This is a genomic window from Pseudomonas sp. KBW05, from assembly GCF_003852405.1.
Lineage (GTDB): Bacteria > Pseudomonadota > Gammaproteobacteria > Pseudomonadales > Pseudomonadaceae > Aquipseudomonas.
In genome coordinates this window covers 15,420-38,569 of the sequence record NZ_QAJM01000004.1, presented here as the reverse complement: position 1 = coordinate 38,569, position 23,150 = coordinate 15,420, and the positions used below count along the sequence as shown (strand labels likewise).

The window sequence follows — 23,150 nt, the reverse complement described above, 5'->3', positions numbered from 1 at the left end:
CTTTGCCGCGCAGCTTTCATGTAAGGCTGCAAGCGGCCATTTGACAGTGTATATTCATCCAGTCTTTAGCCGTATACTCCTGCATTATTTACGCCCGCCGTGCGAGGCCATATTGGACAAGATCCTGATTCGTGGGGCTAGAACCCACAACCTGAAGAACATCGACCTGACCCTGCCCCGGGACAAACTGATCGTCATCACCGGTTTGTCGGGGTCCGGCAAATCGTCCCTGGCATTCGACACGCTGTACGCCGAAGGCCAGCGGCGCTATGTGGAATCGCTGTCGGCCTATGCCCGGCAGTTCCTGTCGATGATGGAAAAGCCCGACGTCGACACCATTGAAGGCCTGTCGCCGGCGATCTCCATCGAGCAGAAATCGACCTCCCACAACCCCCGCTCCACCGTGGGCACCATCACCGAAATCTACGATTACTTGCGCCTGTTGTATGCACGCGTGGGCATTCCGCGTTGCCCCGACCACGATATTCCACTGGAAGCGCAGACCGTCAGCCAGATGGTTGACCTGGTGCTGGCCCAGCCTGAAGGCGCCAAGCTGATGTTGCTGGCGCCCGTGATTCGCGAGCGCAAGGGCGAACACCTTTCCGTCTTCGAAGAGCTGCGCGCGCAAGGTTTTGTACGCGCGCGGATCAACGGCAAGCTCTATGAGCTGGACGAAGCGCCAAAGCTCGACAAGCAGAAGAAGCACTCCATCGATGTGGTGGTGGACCGCTTCAAGGTACGGGCTGACCTGCAACAGCGCCTGGCGGAATCGTTCGAGACGGCCTTGAAGCTGGCGGACGGCATTGCCCTGGTGGCGCCGATGGACGACGAGCCGGGTGAAGAAATCATCTTCTCCGCGCGCTTTGCCTGCCCGATCTGTGGCCACGCCATCAGCGAGCTGGAACCCAAGCTGTTCTCCTTCAACAACCCGGCCGGCGCCTGCCCGACGTGCGATGGCCTCGGGGTGAAGCAGTTCTTCGACATCAAGCGCCTGGTCAATGGCGAGCTGACCTTGGCCGAAGGGGCGATACGTGGTTGGGACAGGCGCAATGTCTATTACTTCCAGATGCTGGGGTCGTTGGCATCCCACTACAAATTCAGCCTGGAAGTGCCGTTCAACCAACTGCCGGCGGATCAGCAGAAAGTCATCCTCCATGGCAGCGGTTCACAGAATGTCGACTTCAAATACCTGAACGACCGCGGCGACATCGTTAAACGCTCCCACCCGTTCGAAGGCATCGTGCCCAACCTGGAGCGCCGCTACCGCGAGACCGAATCGGCCAGCGTGCGTGAAGAGCTGGCGAAATTCCTCAGCACCCAACCCTGCCCGGATTGTCGCGGCACGCGCCTGCGTCGTGAGGCGCGGCATGTGTGGGTGGGTGAGAAGACCTTGCCGGCGGTGACCAACCTGCCTATCGGCGACGCCTGTGAGTACTTTGGTGTACTCAAGCTGACCGGCCGTCGCGGCGAGATTGCCGACAAGATCCTCAAGGAAATTCGCGAGCGCTTGCAGTTCCTGGTCAACGTGGGCCTGGACTACCTGTCGCTGGATCGCAGCGCAGATACGCTGTCCGGCGGTGAGGCCCAGCGGATTCGCCTGGCCAGCCAGATTGGCGCGGGTCTTGTGGGGGTGCTCTATATCCTCGACGAACCGTCGATCGGTTTGCACCAACGCGATAATGACCGCCTGCTCGGCACGCTGAAACACCTGCGGGACATCGGCAACACCGTGATCGTGGTCGAGCACGATGAAGATGCGATTCGCCTGGCGGATTATGTCGTCGATATCGGCCCGGGCGCTGGCGTCCATGGTGGGCATATTGTCGCCGAGGGCACACCCGCTGAAGTCATGGCGCACCCGGACTCGCTGACCGGCAAGTACCTCTCTGGCCGCGTGAAAATTGAAGTGCCGGCCAAGCGCACACCACGCAACAAGAAGCAGGCACTGCACCTCAAGGGTGCTCGCGGCAACAACTTGCGCAATGTGGACCTGGAAATCCCCTTGGGCCTGCTGACCTGTGTGACGGGTGTTTCCGGCTCAGGCAAGTCGACGCTGATCAACAACACCCTGTTCCCGTTGAGTGCCACGGCCTTGAACGGCGCGACCACTCTGGAAGCGGCAGCGCATGACAGCATCAAGGGCCTGGAGCTCTTGGACAAAGTGGTCGATATCGATCAGAGCCCGATTGGCCGTACGCCGCGCTCGAACCCGGCGACCTACACCGGGCTGTTCACGCCGATTCGCGAGTTGTTTGCAGGTGTTCCGGAGTCCCGCTCACGGGGCTACGGGCCTGGTCGGTTCTCGTTCAACGTCAAGGGCGGGCGCTGCGAAGCGTGCCAGGGCGATGGCTTGATCAAGGTGGAGATGCACTTCCTGCCGGACATCTACGTGCCCTGCGATGTGTGCAAGAGCAAGCGCTACAACCGCGAAACCCTGGAGATCAAGTACAAGGGCAAAAGCATCCACGAAACCCTGGAGATGACCATCGAGGAAGCGCGGGTGTTCTTCGACGCGGTTCCGGCGTTGGCGCGCAAGCTGCAAACGTTGATGGATGTGGGCCTGTCGTACATCAAACTGGGGCAGTCGGCGACCACACTGTCCGGCGGCGAGGCGCAGCGGGTCAAGCTGTCGCGCGAACTGTCCAAGCGTGATACCGGCAAGACCCTGTATATCCTCGATGAACCGACCACGGGTCTGCACTTTGCGGATATCCAGCAATTGCTGGATGTACTGCACCGTTTGCGCGACCACGGCAACACGGTAGTCGTGATCGAGCACAACCTGGATGTGATCAAGACCGCCGATTGGCTGGTGGACCTTGGGCCGGAGGGCGGCTCCAAGGGCGGGCAGATCATCGCGGTGGGCACACCGGAGGAAGTCTCCGAGATGCCGCAGTCGCACACCGGTTACTACCTGAAACCACTGTTGGCGCGCGACCGGGCCTGATTTATCGGGCCCAACAAAAAGCCCCTGTCACCGTTAAGGCGACAGGGGCTTTTTTGTAACCGGGAATCAGAACTGCGATTGCAGGTAATTCTCCAGGCCGATCAGCTTGATCAGGCCCAACTGCTTTTCCAGCCAGTAGGTGTGATCTTCTTCGGTGTCGTTCAACTGCACACGCAGGATTTCACGCGTGACATAGTCGTTGTGCTTCTCGCAGAGCTCAATGCCCTTGCAGAGTGCGGCACGCACCTTGTATTCCAGGCGCAAATCACTGGCGAGCATCTCAGGCACCGTGGTGCCGGTGTCCAGGTCGTCGGGACGCATGCGCGGCGTGCCTTCGAGCATCAGGATACGGCGCATCAGCGCGTCGGCGTGCTGTGCCTCTTCTTCCATCTCATGGTTGATACGTTCGTAGAGCTCGGTGAAGCCCCAGTCTTCGTACATACGCGAATGGATGAAATATTGGTCACGAGCTGCCAGTTCGCCCGTCAGCAACGTGTTGAGGTAATCGATTACGTCGGGGTGACCTTGCATCGCCCTACATCTCCCTGCTTGAAAGTCTGTAGTTTGAACCATGATGACCCGGAGGTCACGGGATCAACGGCAGAAAAGTGAAGATTTCCGGAGAAAAGTAGCTGAAATAACGCAAAAACCGCCCAAATGAGGGCGGTTCTGCTTATCGTTTAGAGTCAGTTAAGCGATACACCCAGTGCCTTTGCGATTGCTTCTCCGTACGCTGGATCGGCCTTGTAGAAGTGCGCCAGTTGACGCTGAACCACCTCATTGGAAACCCCAGCCATTGCACCGGCGATGTTGTTGGTGAGCAATGCTTTTTGCTCATCGCTCATCAGACGGAACAGCGCACCGGCGTGGCTGTAGTAGTCAGTGTCTTCGCGGTGATCGTAACGATCGGCGGCACCGCTCAGGGCCAGCGCAGGCTCAGCATATTGAGGCGCTTGTTTAGGCGCGTCGGCGTAGCTGTTGGGTTCGTAGTTAGGAGCGGCACCACCGTTGGGGCCAAACGCCATCGAACCATCACGCTGGTAGCTGTTCACCGGGCTCAGAGGCGCATTCACCGGCAGTTGCTGGTGGTTTGTACCGACACGGTAGCGGTGGGCATCGGCATAGGCGAATACGCGACCTTGCAGCATGCGGTCTGGTGACAGGCCGACACCTGGAACCATGTTGCTCGGGCCGAATGCAGCCTGTTCAACTTCAGCGAAGTAGTTCTGCGGGTTACGGTTCAGTTCCAGTTCGCCGACTTCAATCAGCGGGAACTCCTTCTGCGACCAGGTTTTGGTCACATCGAAAGGGTTTTCATAGTGAGCAGCGGCTTGAGCCTCAGTCATGACCTGGATGCAGACACGCCATTTCGGGAAATCACCACGCTCAATTGCGCCGAACAGGTCGCGTTGGGCGTAATCAGGATCAGTCCCGGCCAGGCGCGCAGCTTCAGCTGGCGCCAGATTCTTGATGCCCTGCTTGGTTTTGTAGTGCCACTTCACCCAGTGACGCTCACCCTTTGCGTTGATCAGGCTGTAAGTGTGGCTACCGAAGCCGTGCATGTGGCGGTAGCCATCCGGGATGCCGCGATCCGAAAACAGAATGGTGACCTGATGCAGCGCCTCTGGAGAGTGCGACCAGAAATCCCACATCATCTGCGCGCTCTTCAGATTGCTCTGGGGCAGACGCTTTTGAGTGTGGATGAAGTCAGGGAATTTCAACGGGTCACGGATGAAGAACACGGGGGTATTGTTACCCACGATGTCCCAGTTGCCTTCTTCGGTGTAGAACTTCAACGCGAAGCCACGTGGATCACGCTCGGTGTCAGCCGAACCGCGCTCGCCACCCACAGTAGAAAATCGCAGAAAGGTTGGGGTCTGCTTGCCCACAGACTCGAACAGCTTGGCACTGGTGTACTGGGTAATGTCTTTAGAGACCGTGAAGGTACCGTAAGCCCCCGAACCCTTGGCGTGCACACGCCGCTCAGGAATATTTTCACGGTTGAAGTGAGCGAGCTTCTCGATCAGATGGAAATCGTCGAGCAGCAACGGACCACGCGGCCCAGCGGAACGGGAATTCTGGTTGTCCGCGACAGGGGCGCCGCTGGCGGTGGTAAGAACTTTACTCTGGCTCATGTGCATATTCCTCAGGTCGGACTTGAAACTGCCGGCTAATCGGCTTGGTGGAGAGTATTGATCATGAAGATGACACCCACAAATTCATTAAATTGCGGACTTCAATAGAAAATTACTACCAACAACTCCGAGACCGATAGTGCATGCCACTGCCCTGGGAAGCTTGTATGGGTGGTGCTTTTGTTACGCGCACAAAAAACCGGGCACTAGGCCCGGTTTTTCGTTACAGCTTGACGTCTTACTCGGCGCTTACAGCTTCGCCGGCAGTAGCACGATCAACCAACTCGACGTACGCCATAGGCGCGTTGTCGCCAGCGCGGAAACCGCACTTGAGGATGCGCAGGTAGCCACCCTCACGGGTAGCGTAACGCTTGCCCAGGTCGTTGAAGAGCTTACCAACGATAGCTTTCGAACGAGTACGGTCGAAAGCCAGACGGCGGTTAGCCAGGCTGTCTGTCTTGGCCAAAGTGATCAGCGGCTCAGCAACGCGACGCAGTTCTTTAGCTTTCGGCAGTGTAGTTTTGATCAGCTCGTGCTCGAACAGCGACACCGCCATGTTTTGAAACATGGCCTTGCGGTGCGAGCTGGTACGGCTCAGGTGACGACCACTTTTACGATGACGCATGGTTCATTCCTTACCAAACTCACGTTCGGTGATTACGACGATCAGGCAGTCGCCTTGTCGTCCTTCTTAAGACTTGCAGGCGGCCAGTTGTCGAGGCGCATGCCGAGGGACAGACCGCGGGAGGCCAGAACGTCCTTGATTTCAGTCAAGGATTTCTTGCCCAGGTTCGGAGTCTTCAACAGTTCTACTTCGGTACGCTGAATCAGGTCGCCGATGTAGTAAATGTTTTCCGCCTTAAGGCAGTTAGCCGAACGTACAGTCAGTTCCAGATCGTCAACCGGGCGAAGCAGGATCGGATCGATCTCGTCTTCCTGCTCGATTACCACTGGTTCGCTGTCACCTTTGAGGTCGACGAACGCAGCCAACTGCTGTTGCAGGATGGTTGCAGCGCGGCGGATAGCCTCTTCAGGATCCAGAGTACCGTTGGTTTCCAGATCAATAACCAGCTTGTCCAGGTTAGTACGCTGTTCGACACGGGCGTTTTCCACCACGTATGCGATACGGCGAACCGGGCTGAACGAAGAGTCAAGCTGCAAGCGACCAATGCTGCGGCTTTCGTCTTCATCGCTCTGACGCGAGTCGGCCGGTTCATAACCACGACCACGAGCTACGGTGAGCTTCATGTTCAGGGCGCCGTTAGACGCCAGGTTAGCGATTACGTGATCGGGATTAACGATCTCGACATCATGATCCAGCTGAATATCGGCAGCGGTAACCACCCCCGAACCCTTCTTCGACAAGGTCAGCGTAACTTCGTCACGGCCGTGCAGCTTGATAGCCAGACCTTTAAGGTTCAACAGGATTTCAATTACGTCTTCCTGTACACCTTCGATGGCGCTGTACTCGTGGAGCACACCGTCAATCTCGGCCTCGACTACTGCACAGCCGGGCATTGAGGACAACAGGATGCGGCGCAGCGCGTTGCCCAGGGTGTGGCCAAAACCACGCTCGAGAGGCTCGAGAGTGATCTTGGCGCGGGTTGGACTGACAACCTGCACATCAATGTGGCGGGGTGTCAGGAACTCATTTACCGAAATCTGCATGGATGCACCTATTTTCTAGCCCTTACTTGGAGTAGAGCTCGACAATCAGGCTTTCGTTGATGTCGGCGGACAGATCACTGCGAGCAGGAACGTTCTTGAAAACGCCCGACTTCTTCTCAGTGTCTACTTCTACCCATTCTACGCGGCCACGTTGGGCACACAGATCGAGAGCTTGGACAATGCGAAGTTGGTTTTTTGCTTTCTCGCGAATCGCGACCACGTCACCAGCACGAACCTGGTAAGACGGGACGTTAACGGTTTGGCCGTTTACGCTGACGGATTTGTGCGATACCAGCTGACGGGATTCGGCACGAGTCGAACCAAAGCCCATACGGTATACAACGTTGTCCAGACGGCATTCGAGCAGTTGCAGCAGGTTTTCACCGGTTGCACCTTTCTTGCCAGCAGCTTCTTTGTAGTAGCCGCTGAACTGACGCTCGAGAACGCCGTAGATACGACGGACCTTCTGCTTTTCACGCAGTTGGGTGCCGTAGTCGGACTGGCGACCGCGGCGTTGGCCGTGGATACCAGGTGCTGCTTCGATGTTGCACTTCGATTCGATCGCGCGCACGCCGCTCTTCAGGAAGAGATCGGTGCCTTCGCGACGAGCGAGTTTGCATTTTGGACCAATGTAACGAGCCATTCTTTACAATCTCCTGGATTACACGCGGCGCTTCTTCGGCGGACGGCACCCGTTGTGCGGGATTGGCGTCACGTCGGTGATGCTGGCGATCTTATAGCCACAGCCGTTCAAAGCACGGACAGCAGACTCACGACCTGGACCTGGACCTTTGACGTTAACGTCGAGGTTTTTCAGGCCGTATTCCAGCGCAGCTTGACCAGCACGTTCAGCAGCTACTTGAGCAGCGAACGGGGTGGACTTGCGGGAACCGCGGAAACCCGAACCACCAGAGGTAGCCCAAGACAGCGCGTTACCTTGACGGTCGGTGATGGTCACGATTGTGTTGTTAAAAGAAGCATGGATGTGGGCGATGCCATCAACCACTGTCTTTTTAACTTTTTTACGAGGACGAGCAGCAGGTTTTGCCATGATAATTTTCCTGTCGATTCGCTGGGGCGATTACTTGCGGATCGGCTTACGCGGACCTTTACGGGTACGCGCGTTAGTCTTGGTACGCTGACCGCGTACTGGAAGACCACGACGATGACGCAGACCGCGATAGCAACCGAGGTCCATCAAACGCTTGATTTTCATGTTGATTTCGCGACGCAGGTCACCTTCAGTGGTGAACTTCGCCACTTCGCCACGCAGCTGTTCAATCTGCTCGTCGCTCAGATCCTTGATCTTAGCGGCTGGGTTTACCCCAGCGACCGCGCAAATCTTCTGCGCAGTTGTGCGACCAACACCATAGATGTAGGTCAGCGAGATAACAGTGTGCTTGTTATCTGGAATGTTAACGCCTGCAATACGGGCCATTCAGTGGGACTCCAATTGACAGCTACCTACGCCCCGGAAGCCAAGAAATAGGGCGCGAGATAATATCGCTGTAATAACAAATAATCAACCCGGCAGCGCACTAGCTGCCGGGCTTCAAGCGGATCACACTCAGCCTTGGCGCTGTTTGTGACGCGGTTCCGCGCTGCAAATTACTCGAACAACACCTTCGCGGCGAATAATCTTGCAGTTACGGCACAGCTTTTTCACCGATGCACGAACTTTCATCACCAACTCCTCGAACCTTATGGGGTACTCAGCGCAACATGCCGCTGCCGTAGCCCTTCAGGTTGGCTTTCTTCATCAGGGATTCGTACTGGTGCGAAACGAGGTGCGATTGTACTTGGGACATGAAGTCCATCACAACCACGACGACGATCAGCAACGAGGTCCCGCCAAGGTAGAACGGAACGTTTGCTGCAACCACCAGGAACTGGGGCAACAAGCACACGGCCGTCATATATAGAGCACCGAACAGGGTCAAACGAGTCAGAACGCCATCAATGTAGCGTGCCGACTGCTCACCTGGACGGATGCCCGGAATAAAGGCACCGGACTTCTTCAGGTTTTCCGCTACGTCTTTCGGATTGAACATCAACGCCGTATAGAAGAAGCAGAAGAAAATAATCCCTGCACTAAACAGCAGAATATTCAACGGCTGACCAGGAGCGATCGACTGAGAGAGGTCCTGCAGCCAGCCCATATTTTCAGACTGACCAAACCAGGTACCCAACGAAGCCGGAAACAGCAAAATGCTGCTCGCGAAAATTGCCGGAATAACACCGGCCATATTCACTTTCAGCGGCAAGTGGCTGGTCTGCGCAGCGAAGACCTTACGGCCCTGCTGACGCTTGGCGTAGTGAACAGCAATACGACGCTGGCCACGCTCAATGAACACCACAAAACCGATAATCGCTACTGCCAGCAAACCGATGGCAACCAGGGCGAAGATATTGATATCACCCTGACGCGCAGACTCGAAAGACTGCCCAATTGCTCTCGGAAGACCGGCGACGATACCTGCGAAAATCAACATCGAGATACCGTTACCAACACCACGCTCAGTAATCTGCTCACCCAGCCACATCATGAACATCGCACCAGCCACAAACGTGGATACCGCGACGAAATGGAAGCCAAAGTCACCAGTGAACGCAACACCCTGCCCAGCCAGGCCAACGGACATGCCGATAGCTTGGACCAGGGCGAGGGCTACAGTGCCGTAGCGGGTGTACTGGCTAATCTTGCGACGGCCAGCTTCACCTTCCTTCTTCAACTGCTCCAGCTGCGGGCTGACGGCGGTCATCAGTTGCATGATGATCGATGCCGAAATGTACGGCATGATCCCCAGTGCAAAGATGCTCATCCGTTCCAGCGCGCCGCCGGAAAACATGTTGAACAAGCTAAGAATGGTCCCCTCATTCTGTCGAAACAGGTCTGCGAGTCGGTCCGGGTTGATACCTGGAACCGGGATGTGTGCGCCTATTCGGTAGACGATAATCGCCAGGAACAGAAAACGCAGACGAGCCCAAAGTTCAGACATACCGCCTTTGCCGAGCGCTGAGAGAGCACCTTGCTTAGCCATTTATTCCTCGAACTTGCCGCCAGCTGCTTCGATAGCCGAACGCGCACCTTTGGTGGCGCCGATTCCCTTGCCGATAGTGACAGCGCGAGTCACTTCACCGGACAGCATGATTTTCACACGCTGTACGTTGACGTTGATCACGTTGGCATCTTTCAGGGTCTGCACAGTAACGATGTCGCCTTCCACTTTAGCCAGCTCGGACAGACGCACTTCTGCGCGATCCATGGCTTTCAGGGATACGAAACCGAACTTAGGCAGGCGACGATGCAGCGGCTGTTGACCGCCTTCAAAGCCTGGAGCGATGGTGCCACCGGAACGGGAGGTCTGACCTTTGTGGCCACGGCCACCAGTCTTACCCAAACCGCTACCGATACCACGGCCCGGACGATGCTTTTCGCGACGGGAACCCGGCGCTGGACTCAGATCATTGAGTTTCATCGATTAACCCTCTACACGCAGCATGTAGTAAGCCTTGTTGATCATCCCGCGATTCTCGGGAGTATCAAGTACTTCTACAGTGTGACCGATGCGACGCAGACCCAGACCCTTAACGCACAGTTTGTGGTTAGGGATGCGGCCGGTCATGCTCTTGATCAGCGTTACTTTAACGGTAGCCATGATCAGAAGATCTCCTTGACAGTCAGACCACGCTTAGCAGCGATGGACTCAGGAGATTGCATAGCTTTCAAACCTTTGAAAGTGGCGTGAACCACGTTTACCGGGTTAGTCGAGCCGTAGCACTTGGCCAGAACGTTCTGAACGCCAGCAACCTCGAGGACAGCACGCATAGCGCCGCCAGCGATGATACCGGTACCTTCAGAAGCAGGCTGCATGTACACCTTCGAAGCGCCATGGGCGGACTTCATTGCGTACTGCAGAGTGGTCCCGTTCAGGTCAACTTGGATCATGTTGCGGCGAGCAGCTTCCATTGCCTTCTGGATCGCAGCAGGCACTTCACGCGACTTGCCACGGCCGAAGCCAACACGCCCTTTACCATCACCAACCACGGTCAACGCGGTGAAAGTGAAGATACGGCCGCCTTTAACGGTTTTGGCTACGCGGTTAACTTGAACCAGCTTCTCAATGTAGCCTTCGTCGCGCTTTTGGTCGTTATTTGACATAACTTAGAACTCCAGCCCAGCTTCACGAGCGCCATCAGCCAGCGCTTTCACGCGACCGTGGTACTTGAAGCCAGAGCGGTCGAAAGCCACTTGCGAGACGCCAGCGGCCTTAGCACGCGTAGCGACCAGCTGGCCAACCTTTGTGGCCGCGTCGATGTTGCCAGTGGCACCATCACGCAGTTCTTTATCCAAAGTCGAGGCGCTTGCCAGGACTTTGTTGCCGTCGGCCGAGATGACCTGGGCGTAGATGTGCTGCGACGAGCGGAACACGCAGAGACGCACGACTTCGAGTTCGTGCATTTTCAGGCGTGCTTTGCGAGCGCGACGCAGTCGAGTAACTTTTTTGTCGGTCATTTGCTATGCCCTACTTCTTCTTGGCTTCTTTACGACGGACGACTTCGTCCGCGTAGCGCACACCTTTGCCTTTGTACGGCTCTGGTGGACGGAAGTCGCGGATCTCAGCAGCCACTTGACCTACCAGTTGCTTATCGATGCCCTTGATCAGGATATCGGTCTGGCTAGGAGTCTCAGCGGTGATGCCTTCCGGCAGTTCGTAATCCACTGGGTGCGAGAAGCCAAGGGCCAGGTTCAAAACCGTGCCTTTTGCTTGCGCTTTGTAACCAACACCGACCAGCTGGAGCTTACGCTCGAAGCCTTGGCTTACGCCTTGGACCATGTTGTTTACCAACGCACGCGTGGTACCGGCCATTGCGCGAGTTTGTTGATCGCCATTGCGAGCAGCGAAACGCAGCTCACCAGCTTCTTCAACGATCTCAACGGACGAATGGATGTTCAGTTCAAGAGTACCCTTGGCACCCTTCACCGAAAGCTGTTGGCCTGCGAATTTGACTTCGACACCGGCTGGCAGCTTAACGGGGTTCTTAGCGACGCGAGACATGCTTATCCCCCCTTAGAACACAGTGCAAAGAACTTCGCCGCCGACACCGGCAGCGCGCGCAGCACGATCCGTCATCACACCTTTGTTGGTGGAGACGATAGACACGCCCAGACCGCCACGAACTTTCGGCAGATCTTCAGCGGACTTGTACTGACGCAGGCCTGGACGGCTAACGCGCTTCACTTCCTCGATGACCGAACGGCCTTCGAAGTACTTCAGCTCGATGGACAGCAGTGGTTTGATTTCGCTGCTGATCTGATAACCCGCAATGTAGCCTTCGTCTTTCAGGACTTTGGCAACAGCTACCTTCAACTTGGAAGATGGCATGCTTACGACGGACTTTTCAGCCATCTGGGCATTACGGATACGAGTTAGCATGTCCGCTAACGGGTCCTGCATACTCATGGGCTAGACGCTCCTAATACAAAAAAATTAGCCTTGCGGCTACATATGTCGCCGAGAATCTCCGGGTAAAAAACACGGGCTCAGGCGAGCCGCGTATTTTAGACACACTCCGGAAATGAAACAAGCCCCAAAAGGGGCTTGTTCCAGATTCAAGGTCACCGGCGGTCAGTATCTTGCGATTCAGACCACCTGGACGCTGAAAGTACTTACCAGCTGGCTTTAACCAGACCTGGTACGTCACCACGCATTGCCGCTTCACGCAGTTTGTTACGGCCGAGGCCGAACTTGCGGTAAACGCCGTGTGGACGACCGGTCAGGCGGCAGCGGTTACGCATGCGCGAAGCGCTTGCGTCACGTGGCTGCTTCTGCAGAGCAACTGTAGCTTCCCAACGCGCTTCTGGACTTGCGTTCAGATCAACGATGATTGCTTTCAGTGCTGCACGCTTCTTGGCGTACTTGGCAACCGTGAGCTGACGCTTCAGCTCGCGGTTTTTCATGCTCATCTTGGCCATGGTCCTACTCCAATCAGTTGCGGAACGGGAATTTGAAAGCACGCAACAGGGCGCGACCTTCATCATCGTTCTTGGCAGTGGTGGTCAGGGTGATGTCCAGACCGCGGAGAGCATCGATCTTGTCGTAGTCGATTTCCGGGAAGATGATCTGCTCTTTCACGCCCATGCTGTAGTTACCACGACCATCGAAGGACTTGGCATTCAGGCCGCGGAAGTCGCGAACCCGAGGCAGGGAGATCGACAGCAGACGATCCAGGAATTCATACATACGCTCACGGCGCAGGGTCACTTTGACGCCGATCGGCCAACCTTCACGGACTTTAAAGCCAGCGATGGATTTCCGAGCGTAGGTCACAACGACTTTCTGGCCGGTGATCTTTTCCAGGTCAGCAACAGCGTGCTCGATGACTTTTTTGTCGCCGATCGCTTCGCCCAGACCCATGTTCAGGGTGATTTTGGTAACGCGCGGAACTTCCATCACGTTCCCAAGCTTAAGTTCTTCCTTAAGCTTAGGGGCGATTTCCTTCCGGTAAATCTCTTGTAGTCGTGCCATGGTCTAATCTACCTAGCAGTGTTCAAGCATCAACCGCTTTTTGGGTCGACTTGAAGACACGAATTTTCTTACCGTCTTCTACTTTGAAACCAACGCGGTCAGCCTTGTTGGTTTCGCCGTTGAAGATGGCGACGTTAGAAGCATCCAGCGGAGCTTCTTTCTCGACGATACCGCCCTGCACGCCCGACATCGGGTTAGGCTTGGTATGACGCTTAACCAGGTTCAGACCACCGATAACCAGACGGTTATTAGCGAGAACCTTAAGCACCTTACCGCGCTTACCTTTGTCTTTGCCGGCGATCACGATGATCTCGTCGTCACGACGAATCTTTTGCATGTCGGATCTCCTTACAGCACTTCTGGGGCGAGCGAGACGATCTTCATGAACTTCTCAGTACGAAGTTCACGGGTCACTGGCCCAAAGATACGGGTGCCGATCGGCTCTTGCTTGTTGTTCAGAAGAACAGCAGCGTTGCCATCAAAGCGGATAATGGAGCCATCAGCACGACGTACGCCGTGACGAGTGCGGACTACAACAGCAGTCATCACTTGGCCTTTTTTCACTTTACCGCGAGGAATTGCTTCCTTCACGGTAACTTTGATGATGTCACCGATACCAGCGTAACGACGATGGGAGCCACCCAGCACCTTGATGCACATAACACGGCGAGCGCCGCTGTTATCGGCCACATCGAGCATGGATTGAGTCTGAATCATATAATTTCTCCGACCCCTAGTCCTTAGACTTCCACAGCGCGTTCGAGAACATCAACCAGTGCCCAAGACTTGGTCTTGGCCAGCGGACGAGTTTCACGAATAGTGACTTTGTCGCCGATGTGGCACTGATTGGTTTCGTCGTGCGCGTGCAGCTTAGTCGAACGCTTAACATATTTACCGTAGATCGGGTGCTTAACGCGACGCTCGATCAAAACGGTGATGGTTTTGTCCATCTTGTCGCTGACAACACGGCCAGTCAGCGTACGGACAGTCTTTTCGGCTTCAGCCATGATCACTTACCTGCCTGCTGGTTGAGCACAGTCTTCACGCGAGCGATGTCACGCTTAACTTGCGAGAGCAGATGAGACTGCCCCAACTGGCCAGTTGCTTTCTGCATACGCAGATTGAACTGGTCGCGCAGCAAGCCGAGCAGTTGCTCGTTCAGCTGCTGTGCGGATTTTTCACGAAGTTCATTCGCTTTCATCACATCACCGTCCGTTTAACAAAGGAGGTGGCGAGCGGCAGCTTTGCAGCAGCCAGGGCGAAAGCCTCACGCGCCAGCTCTTCAGTAACACCCTCGATTTCATACAGGACTTTGCCTGGCTGAATCTGGGCAACCCAATATTCCACGTTACCCTTACCTTTACCCATCCGCACTTCGAGAGGCTTCTTGGAGATCGGCTTGTCCGGGAATACACGGATCCAGATCTTGCCGCCACGTTTAACGTGACGGGTCAGAGCACGACGCGCTGACTCGATCTGACGAGCGGTGAGACGACCACGAGCTACAGACTTCAGCGCGAACTCGCCGAAGCTGACTTTGCTACCGCGCTGAGCCAGACCACGGTTGTGGCCTGTCATCTGCTTGCGGAACTTCGTACGCTTAGGTTGCAACATTTGGCGTACCCCTTACTTAGCAGCTTTTTTACGAGGCGCTGGTGCTTGTGGTTTCAGTTCTTCTTGGCGACCACCAATTACTTCGCCTTTGAAGATCCAAACCTTTACACCGATCACACCGTAAGTGGTGTGAGCTTCGTAGTTGGCATAGTCGATGTCGGCACGCAGGGTGTGCAGTGGCACACGACCTTCGCGATACCATTCAGTACGTGCGATTTCAGCACCGCCGAGACGACCGCTCACTTGGATTTTGATGCCTTTGGCACCAATGCGCATGGCGTTCTGTACGGCGCGCTTCATAGCGCGACGGAACATTACGCGACGCTCCAGCTGCTGAGCTACGCTCTGCGCAACCAGCATACCGTCGAGTTCCGGCTTACGGATCTCTTCGATATTGATGTGCACAGGCACACCCATTTGCTTGGTCAGGTCCTGACGCAGTTTCTCAACATCTTCACCTTTCTTCCCGATAACGATACCTGGACGAGCAGTGTGGATGGTGATACGTGCAGTTTGTGCCGGACGATGGATATCGATACGGCTTACGGACGCGCTTTTTAGTTTGTCTTGGAGATACTCACGCACCTTCAGATCAGCGAACAAGTAGTCCGCATAAGTCCGACCGTCTGCGTACCAGACGGAGGTGTGCTCCTTGACGATTCCCAGGCGAATGCCAATGGGATGTACTTTCTGACCCATCTCTTCGACTCCGTTACTTGTCAGCAACCTTGACAGTGATATGGCAAGACCGCTTGACGATGCGATCAGCACGGCCTTTGGCACGTGGCATGATGCGCTTCAGCGAACGCCCTTCGTTGACGAAAACGGTGCTGACCTTCAGGTCATCAACGTCTGCGCCTTCGTTATGCTCGGCGTTGGCTACGGCCGACTCCAGCACTTTCTTCATGATCTCGGCGGCTTTCTTACTGCTGAAAGCCAACAGGTTGAGCGCTTCGCCCACCTTCTTCCCGCGGATCTGGTCGGCGACCAAGCGGGCTTTCTGGGCGGAGATTCGAGCGCCCGACAACTTAGCGGCTACTTCCATTTCCTAACCCCTTAACGCTTGGCTTTCTTGTCTGCCACGTGCCCACGATAAGTGCGGGTACCGGCAAACTCGCCCAGTTTGTGGCCGACCATGTCTTCGTTAACGAGAACTGGGACGTGTTGACGACCGTTGTGTACTGCGATGGTCAGACCGACCATTTGTGGCAGGATCATCGAACGACGCGACCAGGTTTTCACCGGTTTGCGATCATTCTTTTCCGCCGCCACTTCGATCTTCTTCAGTAGGTGAAGATCAATAAAAGGACCTTTTTTCAGAGAACGTGGCACTGTCGTATCCCTCTATTTACTTGCGACGACGGACGATCATTTTGTCGGTACGCTTATTACCACGAGTCTTCGCGCCCTTAGTCGGGAAGCCCCATGGCGATACCGGATGACGACCACCAGAGGTACGACCTTCACCACCACCGTGTGGGTGGTCAACCGGGTTCATGGCAACACCACGAACGGTTGGGCGAACGCCACGCCAGCGTTTGGCACCAGCTTTACCCAGCGAACGCAGGCTGTGCTCGGAGTTCGAGACTTCGCCCAGGGTCGCGCGGCATTCAGCCAGCACTTTACGCATCTCACCAGAACGCAGACGCAGGGTCACGTAGACACCTTCACGAGCGATCAGCTGAGCCGAAGCACCAGCGGAACGAGCGATCTGTGCGCCTTTACCTGGCTTCAATTCGATGCCGTGTACGGTGCTACCAACTGGAATGTTACGCAGTTGCAGAGCGTTGCCCGGCTTGATCGGTGCCAGGGCACCTGCGATCAGCTGGTCGCCAGCGCTCACGCCTTTAGGGGCGATGATGTAGCGACGCTCGCCATCTGCGTACAGCAGCAGAGCGATGTGAGCAGTACGGTTTGGATCGTATTCAATACGCTCGACAGTGGCAGAGATGCCATCTTTGTCGTTGCGACGGAAATCGACCAGACGATAATGCTGCTTATGGCCACCACCGATGTGACGAGTGGTAATACGACCATTGTTGTTACGACCACCAGTCTTCGATTTTTTCTCGAGCAGCGGTGCGTGAGGAGCGCCTTTATGCAGCTCCTGGTTGACCACCTTGACCACAAAACGGCGGCCAGGGGAAGTCGGTTTGCATTTAACGATTGCCATGATGCACCCCTTCCTTACTCAGCACTGCTGCTGAAATCGAGATCTTGGCCTGGCTGAAGGGAGATAACTGCCTTCTTCCAGTCATTACGCTTGCCCAGACCGCGAGCAGTGCGCTTGCTCTTACCCAGAACATTCAGGGTAGTAACACGCTCTACTTTCACGCTGAACAGGCTTTCGACGGCCTTCTTGATTTCCAGCTTGGTTGCGTCAGTTGCAACCTTGAAAACGAACTGGCCTTTCTTGTCAGCCAGAACCGTAGCCTTTTCGGAAACGTGCGGGCCAAGCAGAACTTTAAATACGCGTTCCTGGTTCATCCCAGCAGCTCCTCGAATTTCTTCACGGCCGACACGGTGATCAACACCTTGTCGTATGCGATCAGACTAACTGGATCGGAACCTTGCACGTCACGTACATCAACGTGTGGCAGGTTGCGAGCAGCCAGGTACAGGTTCTGATCAACAGCTTCAGACACGATCAAAACGTCGGTCAGGCTCATGTTGTTCAGCTTGCCCAGCAGATCTTTGGTTTTTGGACTTTCAACAGCGAAGTCCTGAACCACGACCAGACGATCAGTACGCACGAGTTCAGCAAGGATGGAGCGCAGTGCTGCGCGGTACATCTTCTTGTTGAGCTTCTGAGAGTGATCCTGTGGACGAGCTGCGAAAGTGGTACCGCCGCCACGCCAGATTGGGCTACGGATAGTACCGGCACGAGCACGGCCAGTGCCTTTCTGACGCCAAGGGCGCTTACCGCCACCACGTACGTCGGAACGGGTCTTTTGCTGCTTGCTACCTTGACGGCCGCCGGCCATGTAGGCCACGACTGCTTGGTGAACGAGCGTCTCGTTGAATTCGCCGCCAAATGTCAGTTCGGAAACTTCGATCGCTTGAGCGTCATTTACATTTAATTGCATGTCAGCTTCCCCTTAACCGCGAGCCTTGGCCGCTGGACGTACAACCAGGTTGCCGCCAGTAGCGCCAGGAACAGCACCCTTGACCAACAACAGATTGCGTTCAGCGTCGACGCGCACTACTTCGAGGGACTGCACGGTCACGCGCTCAGCGCCCATATGACCGGACATTTTTTTGCCCTTGAATACACGACCAGGAGTCTGGCACTGGCCAATAGAGCCCGGGACGCGGTGGGAAACGGAGTTACCGTGAGTGTTGTCTTGGCCACGGAAATTCCAACGCTTGATCGTACCCTGGAAGCCTTTACCCTTGGACTGACCGGTTACATCAACCAGTTGACCAGCGGCGAAGATTTCAGCGTTGATCAGATCGCCAGCCTGGTAGTCGCCATCTTCAAGACGGAACTCCATAACAGTACGACCAGCTGCAACGTTTGCTTTTGCGAAGTGACCTGCTTGAGCAGCAGTCACGCGCGAAGCACGACGCTCGCCGACAGTGACTTGCACTGCACGATAGCCATCGGTTTCTTCAGTTTTGAACTGGGTGACGCGATTCGGTTCGATCTCAATGACCGTGACCGGAATGGAGACACCTTCTTCGGTGAAAATACGGGTCATACCGCATTTACGACCGACTACACCAATAGTCATGTTGTAAACCTCATGAGTGTACGGGGCTTTCACCCGCTATGGCCGCCCATTTCAGAGCGTTACACGACTAAGACCCAAGTCTTAGCCGAGGCTGATCTGTACTTCCACACCGGCCGCCAGATCAAGCTTCATAAGTGCATCAACGGTTTTATCCGTTGGCTGGACGATGTCCAGAACGCGCTTATGAGTACGGATCTCGTACTGGTCACGCGCGTCTTTGTTGACGTGCGGGGAGACCAGAACGGTGAACCGCTCTTTACGGGTAGGCAGTGGAATTGGACCACGCACTTGTGCACCAGTACGTTTCGCGGTTTCCACGATTTCCTGGGTGGATTGGTCGATCAGGCGATGGTCAAAAGCCTTCAACCTGATACGGATTTGCTGATTTTGCATTGGATTTCAGACTCCGGCTGCTATTCCCAGCGAGCGCAATACGCCCGTTAAAAGGAGGCGCAATTCTATAGACGCCCCAGATAGGTGTCAACCCAATAAAAAAAGCCCCCGCTGAGCGGGGGCCTTTTTCAAAGCATCAAGCTAACTCAAAAAAGAGCTTACTCGATGATTTTAGCTACAACACCAGCACCAACGGTACGGCCGCCTTCACGGATAGCGAAGCGCAGACCGTCTTCCATTGCGATGGTTTTGATCAGGGTAACTTCCATTTGGATGTTATCACCTGGCATTACCATTTCAACGCCTTCTGGCAGCTGGCAGTTACCAGTCACGTCAGTAGTACGGAAGTAGAACTGAGGACGGTAGCCTTTGAAGAACGGAGTGTGACGACCGCCTTCTTCTTTGCTCAGAACGTAGACTTCTGCGGTGAACTTGGTGTGCGGCTTAACCGAACCTGGCTTAACCAGAACCTGGCCACGCTCAACGTCGTCACGCTTGGTACCACGCAGCAGAACGCCGCAGTTCTCGCCAGCACGACCTTCGTCGAGCAGTTTGCGGAACATTTCAACACCGGTGCAGGTGGTGACGGTGGTGTCACGCAGACCAACGATTTCCAGTGGGTCTTGAACGCGAACGATACCGCGCTCGATACGACCAGTCACAACAGTACCGCGACCGGAGATCGAGAATACGTCTTCGATTGGCATCAGGAACGGCTTGTCGGTCAGACGAACTGGTTCTGGGATGTAGCTGTCCAGAGTTTCAACCAGTTTACGAACGGCAGTGGTGCCCATTTCGTTGTCGTCTTTACCTTCCAGAGCCATACGAGCAGAACCGATGATGATCGGAGTGTCGTCGCCTGGGAAGTCGTAAGTGCTCAGCAGATCGCGCACTTCCATCTCAACCAGTTCCAGCAGCTCAGCGTCGTCTACCAGGTCAGCCTTGTTCAGGAAAACCACGATGTACGGAACGCCTACCTGACGGGACAGCAGGATGTGCTCACGGGTTTGTGGCATCGGACCATCAGCGGCCGAGCAAACCAGGATCGCGCCGTCCATCTGGGCAGCACCGGTGATCATGTTCTTCACATAGTCAGCGTGACCTGGGCAGTCAACGTGAGCGTAGTGACGGATCAGCGAGTTGTATTCAACGTGCGCGGTGTTGATGGTGATACCACGAGCTTTTTCTTCTGGTGCGCTGTCGATCTTGTCGAAGTCAACACGAGCCGAACCGAAAACTTCGGAGCAGACGCGAGTCAGAGCAGCGGTCAGAGTGGTTTTACCGTGGTCAACGTGGCCGATAGTGCCAACGTTTACGTGCGGTAGGGAACGATCAAATTTTTCTTTAGCCACGACAATTAACTCCTTGCCTAAAGGACTGAATCAGCCTTGTTTTTTGGATACAGTTTCAGCGATGTGCGCCGGAGCTGTGTTGTATTTTTTGAATTCCATAGAGTAGCTTGCGCGACCCTGGGACATGGAGCGAACGTCGGTCGCATAACCGAACATCTCACCCAACGGAACCTCGGCGCGAATCACTTTGCCGGAAACCGTGTCTTCCATACCCAAGATCATGCCGCGACGACGGTTAAGGTCGCCCATGACATCACCCATATAGTCTTCAGGTGTAACAACTTCTACCGCCATGATCGGCTCAAGCAACTCACCACCGCCCTTCTGGGCCAGTTGCTTGGTTGCCATGGAGGCAGCCACCTTAAACGCCATCTCGTTGGAGTCGACGTCGTGGTAAGAACCGTCAAAAACGGTTGCTTTCAGGCCGATCAGCGGATAGCCGGCAACAACACCGTTCTTCATCTGCTCTTCGATGCCCTTCTGGATAGCCGGGATGTATTCCTTAGGAACCACACCACCAACTACTTCGTTCACGAATTGCAGACCTTCCTGACCTTCGTCAGCAGGAGCAAAACGGATCCAGCAGTGACCGAACTGACCACGACCGCCGGACTGACGAACGAACTTGCCTTCGATTTCGCAATTCTTCGTGATGCGCTCACGATAGGAAACCTGAGGCTTACCGATGTTGGCTTCGACGTTGAACTCACGGCGCATCCGGTCAACCAGGATGTCCAGGTGCAACTCGCCCATGCCGGAGATGATCGTTTGACCAGTCTCTTCATCAGTTTTAACGCGGAAAGATGGATCTTCCTGAGCAAGCTTGCCCAGAGCGATACCCATTTTTTCCTGGTCATCCTTGGTCTTAGGCTCTACGGCAACCGAAATAACCGGCTCCGGGAAGTCCATGCGAACCAGGATGATTGGCTTGGCAGCGTCGCACAAAGTCTCACCAGTGGTGACGTCCTTCATGCCGATCAGGGCCGCGATGTCACCAGCGCGCACTTCCTTGATCTCTTCACGGGCGTTTGCGTGCATTTGCACCATACGACCCACGCGCTCTTTCTTGCCTTTAACCGAGTTGATCACGCCGTCGCCGGATGCCAACACGCCCGAGTAAACGCGGACGAAGGTCAAGGTACCCACGAATGGGTCGGTAGCGATCTTGAACGCCAAAGCCGAGAACGGCTCGTTGTCGTCTGCATGACGCTCCATCTCTTCTTCCTCGTTATCAGGGTTGGAACCCTTGATAGCAGGAATGTCGGTTGGAGCCGGCAGGTAGTCGATAACGGCGTCGAGAACCAGGGGAACACCCTTGTTCTTGAAGGAAGAACCGCAAACAGCCAAGACGATTTCGCCAGCGATAGTACGCTGACGCAGAGCAGCCTTGATTTCCACGTTGGTGAGTTCTTCACCTTCGAGGTATTTGTTCATCAGCTCTTCGCTGGCCTCGGCAGCAGCCTCAACCATGTTGTTGCGCCACTCGTCAGCCAGCTCCTGAAGCTCTTCAGGGATAGGCTTACGAACAGGAACCATACCTTTGTCGGAATCATTCCAGTAAACAGCTTCCATGTTGATCAGATCGATCTGACCCTGGAAGTTGTCTTCGGAACCGATAGCCAATTGGATTGGCACCGGAGTGTGACCCAGACGCTGCTTGATCTGACCGATCACGCGCAGGAAGTTGGCACCAGCACGGTCCATCTTGTTTACGTAAACAAGACGTGGAACGCCGTACTTGTTGGCTTGACGCCATACGGTTTCCGACTGAGGCTCAACACCCGAGGTACCGCAGAACACAACGACAGCGCCGTCGAGTACGCGCAGGGAACGTTCAACTTCAATGGTGAAGTCTACGTGGCCCGGGGTATCGATTACGTTGAAGCGGTGCTCGTCTTTGTACTGCTTCTCGGAACCTTTCCAGAAGGCGGTAATAGCAGCAGAAGTAATGGTAATACCACGCTCCTGCTCCTGAACCATCCAGTCTGTGGTCGCGGCGCCGTCATGCACCTCGCCCATTTTGTGACTTTTGCCGGTGTAAAACAGTACGCGCTCGGTGGTGGTGGTTTTACCAGCATCCACGTGAGCAACGATACCGATGTTACGGTAGCGGCTAATCGGAGTAGTACGAGCCATAAAGCCCTCGCAAAATTAGTGAAGCTAAGATTAGAAGCGGTAGTGCGAGAAAGCTTTGTTAGCTTCAGCCATACGGTGCACGTCTTCACGCTTCTTAACAGCAGCACCTTTACCTTCAGCAGCGTCCAACAGTTCGCCAGCCAAACGCAGAGCCATAGACTTCTCGCCGCGCTTACGGGCGAAGTCTACCAACCAGCGCATTGCCAGAGCGTTACGACGGGACGGGCGAACTTCGACCGGAACCTGGTAAGTAGCACCGCCTACACGGCGCGACTTCACTTCGACCAGCGGAGCGATGGCGTCGAGAGCTTTCTCGAAGATTTCCAGGGGGTCGCTGTTCTTGCGTTCTTTAACCTTTTCCAGCGCGCCATAAACGATACGCTCGGCAACGGCTTTCTTGCCGCTTTCCATCACGTGGTTCATGAACTTGGCCAGGATTTGGCTTCCGTATTTTGGATCGTCAAGCACTTCGCGCTTGGCTGCTACGCGTCTTCTTGGCATGGATAAGCCCTCAAACGGTCTTCAGGTTCGCTCGGAATCGGTGCCCTTTCGGGACGCCTCCGACCTTACTCTTATCGACTCAGAAAATAAGATGATTCAGTTTTACAAAAAGCCGCTACTACTTAGGCTTCTTGGTACCG

At 55.3% G+C, this 23,150-nt stretch carries 34 protein-coding genes; 1 reads left to right on the top strand and 33 read right to left on the bottom strand.

The window, feature by feature from the left end; all coding sequences use genetic code 11:
- Positions 1–112 precede the first annotated feature (112 nt).
- Positions 113–2,947, top strand: coding sequence for an excinuclease ABC subunit UvrA (gene uvrA / locus DBR46_RS03940; protein ID WP_124525080.1), 2,835 nt, complete (start codon positions 113–115; stop codon positions 2,945–2,947).
- 66 nt (positions 2,948–3,013) lie between these two features.
- Here the strand turns inward: uvrA and bfr are convergent, their stop codons facing one another.
- The 33 genes from bfr to rpsG all read right to left on the bottom strand — a co-directional run bounded on the left by bfr (position 3,014) and on the right by rpsG (position 23,010).
- Positions 3,014–3,478, bottom strand: a complete 465-nt coding sequence (gene bfr, locus DBR46_RS03935) for a bacterioferritin (RefSeq protein WP_029299402.1) — start codon at positions 3,476–3,478, stop codon at positions 3,014–3,016.
- Positions 3,479–3,633: 155 nt separating this feature from the next.
- Positions 3,634–5,082 carry a catalase gene (locus DBR46_RS03930; protein WP_124525123.1) on the bottom strand — a complete coding sequence of 483 codons (1,449 nt, stop codon included), beginning with the start codon at positions 5,080–5,082 and terminating at the stop codon, positions 3,634–3,636.
- A gap of 238 nt (positions 5,083–5,320) precedes the next feature.
- Positions 5,321–5,707 carry a 50S ribosomal protein L17 gene (gene rplQ / locus DBR46_RS03925; protein ID WP_003176402.1) on the bottom strand — a complete coding sequence of 129 codons (387 nt, stop codon included), beginning with the start codon at positions 5,705–5,707 and terminating at the stop codon, positions 5,321–5,323.
- Positions 5,708–5,748: 41 nt separating this feature from the next.
- Entirely contained in the window at positions 5,749–6,750 is a 1,002-nt protein-coding gene (gene rpoA / locus DBR46_RS03920) for a DNA-directed RNA polymerase subunit alpha (RefSeq protein ID WP_003176403.1), read from the bottom strand.
- A gap of 22 nt (positions 6,751–6,772) precedes the next feature.
- A complete protein-coding gene (rpsD, locus tag DBR46_RS03915) occupies positions 6,773–7,393 on the bottom strand; it encodes a 30S ribosomal protein S4 (protein WP_003210056.1) in 621 nt (206 codons plus the stop codon).
- An 18-nt stretch (positions 7,394–7,411) separates the two neighbouring features.
- Entirely contained in the window at positions 7,412–7,801 is a 390-nt protein-coding gene (gene rpsK, locus DBR46_RS03910) for a 30S ribosomal protein S11 (RefSeq protein ID WP_002555466.1), read from the bottom strand.
- A 30-nt stretch (positions 7,802–7,831) separates the two neighbouring features.
- Positions 7,832–8,188, bottom strand: coding sequence for a 30S ribosomal protein S13 (gene rpsM, locus DBR46_RS03905; RefSeq protein ID WP_003194635.1), 357 nt, complete (start codon positions 8,186–8,188; stop codon positions 7,832–7,834).
- A 129-nt stretch (positions 8,189–8,317) separates the two neighbouring features.
- Positions 8,318–8,434 carry a 50S ribosomal protein L36 gene (gene rpmJ / locus DBR46_RS03900; protein WP_002555468.1) on the bottom strand — a complete coding sequence of 39 codons (117 nt, stop codon included), beginning with the start codon at positions 8,432–8,434 and terminating at the stop codon, positions 8,318–8,320.
- Between the two features lie 28 nt (positions 8,435–8,462).
- The gene (secY, locus tag DBR46_RS03895) at positions 8,463–9,791 is read right to left on the bottom strand and encodes a preprotein translocase subunit SecY (protein ID WP_017736663.1); all 1,329 of its coding nucleotides are present in this window, start codon (positions 9,789–9,791) and stop codon (positions 8,463–8,465) included.
- Positions 9,792–10,229 carry a 50S ribosomal protein L15 gene (gene rplO, locus DBR46_RS03890; RefSeq protein WP_003176407.1) on the bottom strand — a complete coding sequence of 146 codons (438 nt, stop codon included), beginning with the start codon at positions 10,227–10,229 and terminating at the stop codon, positions 9,792–9,794. It abuts the gene before it with no gap.
- Between the two features lie 3 nt (positions 10,230–10,232).
- Positions 10,233–10,409, bottom strand: coding sequence for a 50S ribosomal protein L30 (rpmD, locus tag DBR46_RS03885; RefSeq protein WP_003186033.1), 177 nt, complete (start codon positions 10,407–10,409; stop codon positions 10,233–10,235).
- Between the two features lie 2 nt (positions 10,410–10,411).
- A complete protein-coding gene (gene rpsE / locus DBR46_RS03880) occupies positions 10,412–10,912 on the bottom strand; it encodes a 30S ribosomal protein S5 (RefSeq protein ID WP_003176409.1) in 501 nt (166 codons plus the stop codon).
- A gap of 3 nt (positions 10,913–10,915) precedes the next feature.
- A complete protein-coding gene (gene rplR, locus DBR46_RS03875; protein WP_017736664.1) occupies positions 10,916–11,266 on the bottom strand; it encodes a 50S ribosomal protein L18 in 351 nt (116 codons plus the stop codon).
- Positions 11,267–11,276: 10 nt separating this feature from the next.
- Positions 11,277–11,810: a 50S ribosomal protein L6 gene (gene rplF / locus DBR46_RS03870; protein WP_003176412.1), complete on the bottom strand. Its 534-nt coding sequence runs from the start codon at positions 11,808–11,810 to the stop codon at positions 11,277–11,279.
- A 12-nt stretch (positions 11,811–11,822) separates the two neighbouring features.
- Positions 11,823–12,215 (bottom strand): 30S ribosomal protein S8, encoded by a 393-nt coding sequence (gene rpsH, locus DBR46_RS03865; RefSeq protein ID WP_003176413.1) that lies wholly within the window; start codon positions 12,213–12,215, stop codon positions 11,823–11,825.
- A 206-nt stretch (positions 12,216–12,421) separates the two neighbouring features.
- Positions 12,422–12,727 carry a 30S ribosomal protein S14 gene (gene rpsN, locus DBR46_RS03860; protein WP_003176414.1) on the bottom strand — a complete coding sequence of 102 codons (306 nt, stop codon included), beginning with the start codon at positions 12,725–12,727 and terminating at the stop codon, positions 12,422–12,424.
- A gap of 13 nt (positions 12,728–12,740) precedes the next feature.
- Positions 12,741–13,280, bottom strand: coding sequence for a 50S ribosomal protein L5 (gene rplE, locus DBR46_RS03855; protein ID WP_003194642.1), 540 nt, complete (start codon positions 13,278–13,280; stop codon positions 12,741–12,743).
- A gap of 22 nt (positions 13,281–13,302) precedes the next feature.
- Positions 13,303–13,617, bottom strand: a complete 315-nt coding sequence (gene rplX, locus DBR46_RS03850; protein WP_003176416.1) for a 50S ribosomal protein L24 — start codon at positions 13,615–13,617, stop codon at positions 13,303–13,305.
- 11 nt (positions 13,618–13,628) lie between these two features.
- Positions 13,629–13,997: a 50S ribosomal protein L14 gene (rplN, locus tag DBR46_RS03845; RefSeq protein ID WP_002555479.1), complete on the bottom strand. Its 369-nt coding sequence runs from the start codon at positions 13,995–13,997 to the stop codon at positions 13,629–13,631.
- A 23-nt stretch (positions 13,998–14,020) separates the two neighbouring features.
- Positions 14,021–14,287 carry a 30S ribosomal protein S17 gene (gene rpsQ / locus DBR46_RS03840; protein ID WP_003176419.1) on the bottom strand — a complete coding sequence of 89 codons (267 nt, stop codon included), beginning with the start codon at positions 14,285–14,287 and terminating at the stop codon, positions 14,021–14,023.
- A 2-nt stretch (positions 14,288–14,289) separates the two neighbouring features.
- On the bottom strand, positions 14,290–14,481 hold the full coding sequence (gene rpmC, locus DBR46_RS03835) for a 50S ribosomal protein L29 (protein WP_002555481.1): 192 nt from the start codon (positions 14,479–14,481) through the stop codon (positions 14,290–14,292).
- Complete coding sequence (gene rplP / locus DBR46_RS03830; protein ID WP_017736665.1) at positions 14,481–14,894, bottom strand: 50S ribosomal protein L16; 414 nt, start codon at positions 14,892–14,894, stop codon at positions 14,481–14,483. The genes rpmC and rplP overlap by 1 nt, the downstream gene beginning before the upstream one ends.
- A 12-nt stretch (positions 14,895–14,906) precedes the next feature.
- Entirely contained in the window at positions 14,907–15,593 is a 687-nt protein-coding gene (gene rpsC / locus DBR46_RS03825; RefSeq protein ID WP_003176422.1) for a 30S ribosomal protein S3, read from the bottom strand.
- A 13-nt stretch (positions 15,594–15,606) separates the two neighbouring features.
- A complete protein-coding gene (gene rplV, locus DBR46_RS03820; protein ID WP_003103908.1) occupies positions 15,607–15,939 on the bottom strand; it encodes a 50S ribosomal protein L22 in 333 nt (110 codons plus the stop codon).
- An 11-nt stretch (positions 15,940–15,950) separates the two neighbouring features.
- Complete coding sequence (gene rpsS / locus DBR46_RS03815; RefSeq protein ID WP_002555486.1) at positions 15,951–16,226, bottom strand: 30S ribosomal protein S19; 276 nt, start codon at positions 16,224–16,226, stop codon at positions 15,951–15,953.
- A 16-nt stretch (positions 16,227–16,242) separates the two neighbouring features.
- Positions 16,243–17,067, bottom strand: a complete 825-nt coding sequence (gene rplB, locus DBR46_RS03810) for a 50S ribosomal protein L2 (protein ID WP_003176423.1) — start codon at positions 17,065–17,067, stop codon at positions 16,243–16,245.
- Positions 17,068–17,081: 14 nt separating this feature from the next.
- Entirely contained in the window at positions 17,082–17,381 is a 300-nt protein-coding gene (gene rplW, locus DBR46_RS03805; protein ID WP_002555488.1) for a 50S ribosomal protein L23, read from the bottom strand.
- Positions 17,378–17,980 (bottom strand): 50S ribosomal protein L4, encoded by a 603-nt coding sequence (gene rplD / locus DBR46_RS03800; RefSeq protein WP_003176424.1) that lies wholly within the window; start codon positions 17,978–17,980, stop codon positions 17,378–17,380. Before rplD ends, rplW begins: the two co-directional genes overlap by 4 nt.
- A 12-nt stretch (positions 17,981–17,992) precedes the next feature.
- Complete coding sequence (rplC, locus tag DBR46_RS03795) at positions 17,993–18,628, bottom strand: 50S ribosomal protein L3 (RefSeq protein ID WP_003194649.1); 636 nt, start codon at positions 18,626–18,628, stop codon at positions 17,993–17,995.
- Between the two features lie 81 nt (positions 18,629–18,709).
- Positions 18,710–19,021, bottom strand: a complete 312-nt coding sequence (gene rpsJ, locus DBR46_RS03790) for a 30S ribosomal protein S10 (protein WP_003186070.1) — start codon at positions 19,019–19,021, stop codon at positions 18,710–18,712.
- 158 nt (positions 19,022–19,179) lie between these two features.
- On the bottom strand, positions 19,180–20,373 hold the full coding sequence (tuf, locus tag DBR46_RS03785) for an elongation factor Tu (protein WP_124525079.1): 1,194 nt from the start codon (positions 20,371–20,373) through the stop codon (positions 19,180–19,182).
- A gap of 30 nt (positions 20,374–20,403) precedes the next feature.
- Positions 20,404–22,509, bottom strand: a complete 2,106-nt coding sequence (gene fusA, locus DBR46_RS03780; RefSeq protein WP_003194651.1) for an elongation factor G — start codon at positions 22,507–22,509, stop codon at positions 20,404–20,406.
- Between the two features lie 30 nt (positions 22,510–22,539).
- The gene (gene rpsG, locus DBR46_RS03775) at positions 22,540–23,010 is read right to left on the bottom strand and encodes a 30S ribosomal protein S7 (protein WP_002555493.1); all 471 of its coding nucleotides are present in this window, start codon (positions 23,008–23,010) and stop codon (positions 22,540–22,542) included.
- Positions 23,011–23,150 lie beyond the last annotated feature (140 nt).

Bases quoted from the DNA above. Each gene is read 5' to 3' on its own strand.
- rpsK (WP_002555466.1), bottom strand. From the start codon at position 7,801: ATGGCAAAACCTGCTGCTCGTCCTCGTAAAAAAGTTAAAAAGACAGTG.
- rpsJ (WP_003186070.1), bottom strand. From the start codon at position 19,021: ATGCAAAATCAGCAAATCCGTATCAGGTTGAAGGCTTTTGACCATCGC.
- rpmJ (WP_002555468.1), bottom strand. From the start codon at position 8,434: ATGAAAGTTCGTGCATCGGTGAAAAAGCTGTGCCGTAACTGCAAGATT.
- rplE (WP_003194642.1), bottom strand. From the start codon at position 13,280: ATGGCACGACTACAAGAGATTTACCGGAAGGAAATCGCCCCTAAGCTT.
- rplR (WP_017736664.1), bottom strand. From the start codon at position 11,266: ATGACCGACAAAAAAGTTACTCGACTGCGTCGCGCTCGCAAAGCACGC.
- rpsM (WP_003194635.1), bottom strand. From the start codon at position 8,188: ATGGCCCGTATTGCAGGCGTTAACATTCCAGATAACAAGCACACTGTT.
- rpsH (WP_003176413.1), bottom strand. From the start codon at position 12,215: ATGAGTATGCAGGACCCGTTAGCGGACATGCTAACTCGTATCCGTAAT.
- rpsC (WP_003176422.1), bottom strand. From the start codon at position 15,593: ATGGGTCAGAAAGTACATCCCATTGGCATTCGCCTGGGAATCGTCAAG.
- rpsG (WP_002555493.1), bottom strand. From the start codon at position 23,010: ATGCCAAGAAGACGCGTAGCAGCCAAGCGCGAAGTGCTTGACGATCCA.
- rpmC (WP_002555481.1), bottom strand. From the start codon at position 14,481: ATGAAAGCGAATGAACTTCGTGAAAAATCCGCACAGCAGCTGAACGAG.
- rplX (WP_003176416.1), bottom strand. From the start codon at position 13,617: ATGCAAAAGATTCGTCGTGACGACGAGATCATCGTGATCGCCGGCAAA.
- rpmD (WP_003186033.1), bottom strand. From the start codon at position 10,409: ATGGCTACCGTTAAAGTAACGCTGATCAAGAGCATGACCGGCCGCATC.
- secY (WP_017736663.1), bottom strand. From the start codon at position 9,791: ATGGCTAAGCAAGGTGCTCTCTCAGCGCTCGGCAAAGGCGGTATGTCT.
- rplW (WP_002555488.1), bottom strand. From the start codon at position 17,381: ATGAACCAGGAACGCGTATTTAAAGTTCTGCTTGGCCCGCACGTTTCC.
- rplF (WP_003176412.1), bottom strand. From the start codon at position 11,810: ATGTCTCGCGTCGCTAAGAACCCCGTTAAGCTGCCAGCCGGTGTCGAA.
- fusA (WP_003194651.1), bottom strand. From the start codon at position 22,509: ATGGCTCGTACTACTCCGATTAGCCGCTACCGTAACATCGGTATCGTT.
- rpsD (WP_003210056.1), bottom strand. From the start codon at position 7,393: ATGGCTCGTTACATTGGTCCAAAATGCAAACTCGCTCGTCGCGAAGGC.
- rplN (WP_002555479.1), bottom strand. From the start codon at position 13,997: ATGATTCAGACTCAATCCATGCTCGATGTGGCCGATAACAGCGGCGCT.
- rplO (WP_003176407.1), bottom strand. From the start codon at position 10,229: ATGAAACTCAATGATCTGAGTCCAGCGCCGGGTTCCCGTCGCGAAAAG.
- rplB (WP_003176423.1), bottom strand. From the start codon at position 17,067: ATGGCAATCGTTAAATGCAAACCGACTTCCCCTGGCCGCCGTTTTGTG.
- rpoA (WP_003176403.1), bottom strand. From the start codon at position 6,750: ATGCAGATTTCGGTAAATGAGTTCCTGACACCCCGCCACATTGATGTG.
- rplP (WP_017736665.1), bottom strand. From the start codon at position 14,894: ATGTTGCAACCTAAGCGTACGAAGTTCCGCAAGCAGATGACAGGCCAC.
- rpsQ (WP_003176419.1), bottom strand. From the start codon at position 14,287: ATGGCTGAAGCCGAAAAGACTGTCCGTACGCTGACTGGCCGTGTTGTC.
- rpsN (WP_003176414.1), bottom strand. From the start codon at position 12,727: ATGGCCAAGATGAGCATGAAAAACCGCGAGCTGAAGCGTCAGCTCACG.
- rpsE (WP_003176409.1), bottom strand. From the start codon at position 10,912: ATGTCAAATAACGACCAAAAGCGCGACGAAGGCTACATTGAGAAGCTG.
- DBR46_RS03930 (WP_124525123.1), bottom strand. From the start codon at position 5,082: ATGAGCCAGAGTAAAGTTCTTACCACCGCCAGCGGCGCCCCTGTCGCG.
- rplC (WP_003194649.1), bottom strand. From the start codon at position 18,628: ATGACTATTGGTGTAGTCGGTCGTAAATGCGGTATGACCCGTATTTTC.
- rplQ (WP_003176402.1), bottom strand. From the start codon at position 5,707: ATGCGTCATCGTAAAAGTGGTCGTCACCTGAGCCGTACCAGCTCGCAC.
- rplV (WP_003103908.1), bottom strand. From the start codon at position 15,939: ATGGAAGTAGCCGCTAAGTTGTCGGGCGCTCGAATCTCCGCCCAGAAA.
- bfr (WP_029299402.1), bottom strand. From the start codon at position 3,478: ATGCAAGGTCACCCCGACGTAATCGATTACCTCAACACGTTGCTGACG.
- rplD (WP_003176424.1), bottom strand. From the start codon at position 17,980: ATGCAATTAAATGTAAATGACGCTCAAGCGATCGAAGTTTCCGAACTG.